Origin of the sequence: Microcoleus sp. Pol11C3, assembly GCF_036701485.1 — a bacterium.
Classification (GTDB): Bacteria; Cyanobacteriota; Cyanobacteriia; order Cyanobacteriales; family Microcoleaceae; genus Microcoleus.
Map to the genome: position 1 here is coordinate 1 of NZ_JAUBQW010000260.1, position 2,743 is coordinate 2,743.

At 42.0% G+C, this 2,743-nt stretch carries 2 protein-coding genes; both read right to left on the bottom strand.

Annotated elements, in window-relative coordinates; translation table 11 throughout:
* Positions 1-16: 16 nt before the first annotated feature.
* Positions 17-1,873: a DNA methyltransferase gene (locus tag QUA40_RS28220; RefSeq protein WP_333131948.1), complete on the bottom strand. Its 1,857-nt coding sequence runs from the start codon at positions 1,871-1,873 to the stop codon at positions 17-19.
* A gap of 130 nt (positions 1,874-2,003) precedes the next feature.
* Positions 2,004-2,573, bottom strand: coding sequence for a Uma2 family endonuclease (locus QUA40_RS28225; RefSeq protein WP_333131950.1), 570 nt, complete (start codon positions 2,571-2,573; stop codon positions 2,004-2,006).
* Positions 2,574-2,743 lie beyond the last annotated feature (170 nt).

Consider the following 2,743-nt stretch of genomic DNA (forward strand, 5'->3'; position numbering starts at 1 on the left):
TTAGAGGAAATTTTATTTAATCGCTGCCAACAATTACTCCAACAGCAAGACTTAGTTCGAGGTTTGACAAATTTCCACTGGTGGCCCCAAGTTGCGGCTTAATTATGGTTATGCTACCGGACATGATATGACTCCGCAACATCAACAACCGAGATTCTTGAGAACCAGCGGCTTGTTCCCCCGACTCAAAAGCGTGTTGTTTGTACAAATCTACCGATTTATTTTTGTCTGCTAAGATTGCTTTGTAGCTGTTAGCCGCCAAAGTTTGCAGCAGATTTCCTTGCAGCGAATCTCCTACGGAATCAAAGCCCGTCTCATCCACCCGAATCAATCCAATTAAGGAATTGCCCGACATGATGTTAAAATCAATATTCGGCAACGGTTCCAATTCGCTGACATCGTGCGCCGCCGAAACTAAGGCTAAAAATAGTCGCAATTTAGCGATTTCCACTGCTTCCGGCATGATATCCACGCCGTAGAGATTATCGCTAATAATCTTTTTTTTGATATAGTAGTTAAGTGATGAATGCTCTGTTTCGATTGTTTTGAGGTAATTATTGAGGTAGTGGTCGGTTAAAAACTTGCTTGTACCAAAGACTGTTGAATAGATGTAAATCAGCGTTTTCATCGCTGCGACTAAAAACGCGCCGGAACCGCAGGCTGGGTCTAATAATGTTAAGTTTGGGAGGATGTCTTCTAGCAAACGGCGGCAGAGATTTGCGTCGAGATTGGTGAGAAGTTCGGTGATGGTTTCAAAGCGACGAGATGTGGTTGCTTGGTTAACTCTATCGAGAATTAGTTTGTTGATTGTGCGATCGCACAAATATTCAGTAATCTCCGGCCTGGTATAATAAGCACCAAAGGCTTTTTGGTTAATGTATTTCTCAAAGATGTATCCCAAAACCGCCGGATTAATTTCGTTTTCCTTCCCGCCCACTGTATCGTCAAGATTCCAAGAATAGGCAGCAAATAAATTAAATATTTTCTCAAAAGCAGCATCGGGTATGGCGATATTCGGATAATTTTGTTCGATGGGATGTTCTAGAAACAGTCCTCCATTCAAATATTTAACATCGCCGATTAATTCTTTAACGCCTTCCTCCCGCAAATCCAGAGGTTTAGCAAATCCATCAAAAAACAGTGTTGTCAAGAATTGCGAGTAAAATAAATCGGTTCCCCCCTGCTTGCTTTCGGCTAACTTTTCCTGCAAATACAGGATTTTGCCGCTGTCGATAAACCCTTTGCGCTGCAAAAAATAAACAAACATCAAACGGTTGAGTAAAACCGAAGTATACCAGCGTCTGTCTGTTTCTTTGTCAATGCCGCGAATCACACTTAAAAATTCAACGTGTTGCTGTTTAAACTCTTCAAAAAACTTTTTAGTTACTCGTTCGACATCCAAGCCAGCCTGCAATCTTTGGGCGACATCAATCACCGAAAGCGTTTCTAATTCTTCTAAATCAACCTTTAAAGCTGTCACTTTACTCAGCAGCAAATCGCAAGGTTCCCGTTTCACGTATACATGATCGCGGGGATAAAGCTTTGTACCTTCGCGCTTCACCCAATACCACAGACATTTAGTGCGATTTTCATCAATAAAAATCAACAGATTTTCGGCGGAAATTTGGACGATTTCGCGATAAATCGTCAGTCTTTCGGTGCTGTTGGGGATATTTCCGCTAGCGCTGGTAATTTCATATACAACTACTCCGTTAAGTTGGGCGATTGCCTTTCGGGAATAAGTCTCGCCTTCTATTTCTACAGGTACGGTTTTGGGGGAAGATGGATTATCCCAACCGAGTTTTTGGACGAATAATTTGTTGAATTCAAAGTCTTGGAGAAATTCGCGGGATTCTTTAAGTGTTGGCGGCATAGTTATATATGAAGGAAGAAGCGGGTGGTCAAAAACCGGGTTTTTGCGATAATACTGGTTGATAGCCTTTAATCTCGGAAAAAACCCGGTTTCTTGGGCGCAGTCGATCGATCAGAAAGACGCTACTGGATTAATTAACTTGTAAAAAACTAAAAATATCTGCAACTCGCACTTGCCAATCGCTCAATACATTGACAATCGGTAACATATCGCTGTCATACTTGACTTCTGGCAACTGATTCGGTTGAAATACCATGATAGAGCGATCGTGAAGATCGATGAACCAACCTAATTTGGTGTGGTGCTGAATCGAAAAAATAATCTTGTTAATCACACGATTGGGAGACTGTTCTGGTGAAAGAATTTCAATCACCCAATCGGGATGACTTTCAAATCGATCAGCAATTTCTCCATTCTCATCAACTGGGATGCGATACCATTCAAAAACCGCAATATCTGGCACTAAAGAACGTCCCCCAAATGTGCAGCGTAACTCAGTCAAAGCTAAAGCGAGTATTCTGGGTTTACCCTGCTGATTAATTGTGGAGGCAAACTCTGTTTGAATCAGACTATGTTTTCCTTGAGGCAGCGGTTTCTGATAAACTTGACCGTCGATGTATTCACTCGCCGGTTCTGTTTCTGGTAAATTTAAAAATGCAGCCAGAGAAAGCTTGGATTGAGGCTCAATTGATAGCGTCATACATCTTTACTCTTAAAATAAAGCTATCCTTCATTATACATCCTAACGGGCGGAGTCGATAAATCAGAAACCGGGTGTTTGCGAGAATACTGGTTGGTTGAGTCGATAGAAGGTATTATCCTTCGTACCTCTCAGTTAGATCCGGACGTGCTGGTTTCCCCGCATCCGGC

What these genes read in the sequence shown, in the direction of transcription:
- QUA40_RS28220 (WP_333131948.1), bottom strand. Translation starts at nt 1,873, where the DNA reads ATGCCGCCAACACTTAAAGAATCCCGCGAATTTCTCCAAGACTTTGAA.
- QUA40_RS28225 (WP_333131950.1), bottom strand. Translation starts at nt 2,573, where the DNA reads ATGACGCTATCAATTGAGCCTCAATCCAAGCTTTCTCTGGCTGCATTT.